Origin of the sequence: Maribacter sp. (assembly GCF_049667165.1) — a bacterium.
Taxonomy (GTDB): Bacteria; Bacteroidota; Bacteroidia; order Flavobacteriales; family Flavobacteriaceae; genus Maribacter_A.
Genome location: NZ_JBATHS010000302.1, coordinates 1 through 2,283, shown reverse-complemented (window position 1 = coordinate 2,283; position 2,283 = coordinate 1). Strand labels below are relative to the sequence as shown.

The window sequence follows — 2,283 nt, the reverse complement described above, 5'->3', positions numbered from 1 at the left end:
GTTTACAACATTTAATACCGGAGGAAGCCTTCTTACCACTCCTGATAGTCCGAATCCAGATGAAAATGTGTATCCAAACCAATTGGGTTTTGATCACATGCAGTCTTTCTTTATTGGTGTAGAAGGGACTCCGGCTCCTAATATGCGAGCTAATTTCAATATTAATATACTAGGAGATGTTGCTGAAAATCCGATAGACGAAATTTTTTACGAAAATAGGGGACGAACTGTATCCTTGAACAGTATTGATGGACCTATTCCTATAACAGATTTAGATCGTGTTCAGCTATATAATGCCGAGTTTGAATGGAAAACAGATGAATTTGATGTAAGAGGATTTTATCGTACCGGACATTACCATTGGAGTTATGAAGGTGATTTCTTCGGCTTGTATCCGGAAGCCAATTACGGCCCTAACCTCGATATCTATAATGGAGTAGTATCGGGAATTGAGGTAGATGGTAAAAATTCTCTTAAAGGTTTCAAAGCTGCTTTTGGCCCTCAATTATGGTGGGGTGCAAATCCAGCTGTCCTGCTAAAATATAGCACTAAATTAGGACATTATGACCTCTCAGCTGTTTATCATGAAGACATTGATACCCAGGGAGAAGCTGTTTCTTCAATTGCTATTCCAATGCCAAAAACTCGTAGAGCTACGCTTTATCTTGCAAGAGAATTTGGACCTGTTGGCTTAGAACTTGGAGGTATTTGGGGAGGTGAACCTTTAAATGGAAGATCTTTCCAAATTGCAGAAAATAATCCAAATTACGATCCAGACGAAATTGATTCTGCGAAATATATTATATACAGCGATAAAATTAATTCAGATGATAATTGGGGAGCTAAAGCTAAAATAACGGTTCAATCAGGTAAATTTAACTGGTATGCACAAGGCGCCATGCAAGGCTTAGTTGCCAATGGTGGTTATGATCAAACACAGACATTTACAGGTTGGAAATTGAAAGATACCGGAAGTGGGAACCAGACTAACTTTCTTACTGGTTTTGCGTACAATGTTGGGAAGTTTCAAATTGCACCAAACTTTTTATGGCAAAAACCTATTGTTGCTGCCATGCCAAATGATGTACAAGCTCCGGGGAGGTTGAGAAACATTTTTGATGACCCTTTTGCAGTAAGAGCCAACAGAGAAACAACCGCCGGTGAAATGCTATTGACCTATGACCCTACACCGGGTACCTGGTTCTATGAGTGGGACAACGATAGTGCAGAGAATGCTAAATTTGCAATGAATTTAGGGTTTGTTTTTCGTCATCATCCTACAGCACAGGATGCAGCTATAGGCTTTTTAAGTAATCGTACATTATTTGCATTTCCAAATTCTGCACCTGCAGAAGACTTGTGGGAAGCACATACCAGAATAGTTTCTAAAGTTAGTCCGGAACTTGGATTAATTGCTAATCTTTATGCAGGGAACGGGCAGGCAAACGGAAGTGATGACAGGCTAATTACTCGTATTGGAGGTGATATCAGATTCCTTTATAAAAAGATTAAGCTGGTACATTCATTTAAAATAGATGACTGGGGCCCTTTTGATTATCACCGCGATTTTAACTTGACTTATCCAGTACAATTAATGCTGGACATTTCAACTACTGTTGGTAGACCAGGCTGGTTTATTTTACCAAATACCAGAATGGGTATACGAGGGACTTGGCGCTCGCTTGATCAATTCTCACCAAGATACAGTCCAAATGTCGCAGAAGAATTTGCAACTGCACCTATAATAAGTACCGTTGGATTTGAAAACGGTAACGAATGGGAAATCAGAACTTATGTACATATCAATATTGGAAAATAAAAATTTAGAAAAATGAAAAACTTAAAATATATTTATTTAAAATTATTCCTCCTTTCAGGTTTTATTTTTACAATAACTGTTAGTTGTGATAGTAATTTATGGGAACGGGACTTGTCGGATGAAGCTGAATTCGCTACTTTCTCTGCTTCTCCCGAAGTATTTATCGATGGTTTTAGTGGAGGATTGAGTTATGACCCATTTGGAGATTCTAAACTGGACGCATTCTCTGTAGATGATGAAGTAAAATATTCAGGAACTGCATCTATGAGGTTTGATGTCCCAAATGTTGGAGATCCAACGGGCGCATACGCTGGAGCTACTTTTCGAGATGCTATCGGACGTGATCTCACCGAATATGACGCCCTGACCTTTTATGTAAAGGCTTCTCAGGCTGCTACCTTAAATGAAGTAGGTTTTGGTAATGATTTTGAAGAGAATAAATATGTCGTTACTTTAAGCAATGT

Annotated in this window: 1 protein-coding gene and 1 pseudogene; both read left to right on the top strand. The window is 38.7% G+C overall.

Going from position 1 to position 2,283, the window contains the following annotated elements; translation table 11 throughout:
• Positions 1-1,819: hypothetical protein (locus WBM98_RS14315; protein WP_424366705.1), on the top strand; the 1,819-nt coding region annotated here is incomplete at its 5' end.
• 12 nt (positions 1,820-1,831) lie between these two features.
• A pseudogene (locus WBM98_RS14310) lies at positions 1,832-2,283 on the top strand (glycosyl hydrolase family 16); the annotation flags it as partial.